Genomic DNA, 406 nt, shown 5'->3' on the forward strand with positions numbered 1-406 from the left:
ATCATCCGATTTTCGAGCAAGCCGATCCGCTTTGGTTATCCCGTTTGGCTTTCTGCGAGGCTTGTGTATCAATCCTATCTGCACCATGACCTTGCGTACAGTAGCTTCACATGGAATGTCAATGTCAGTTTTCCCGGCATCCTTTCTCTGCTGCAATGCAAGATACATACGCTCTCTGCCGTAGCAGTCATTATATTGGTCTTCTTCGTGGATCTTCATCATTTCATCTGCAAGTGCCTGATACTTCCAGGGGGCGTTTTTATGGCTGAGATGATCGTAAAATGCTTGTCTTGTAACCTCTAAAGCCTTGCAGTAAAAACTGATCCTTCCTGTGATCCTACCGTCATCAGTCTTTTTGGAAATGAACTTTAACCGTTCTTCTTTCCTGACTTCCGACGGTTCGCGG

The 406-nt window shown here is 45.6% G+C and carries 1 pseudogene; it reads right to left on the minus strand.

Annotated features, from left to right (window positions below):
- Window positions 1-406, minus strand: a pseudogene (locus tag DWW81_RS13345) (IS3 family transposase); the annotation flags it as partial.

It is taken from the genome of Ruminococcus sp. AF17-1AC, assembly GCF_003461385.1.
GTDB classification, from domain to species: domain Bacteria; phylum Bacillota; class Clostridia; order Oscillospirales; family Ruminococcaceae; genus Hominimerdicola; species Hominimerdicola aceti.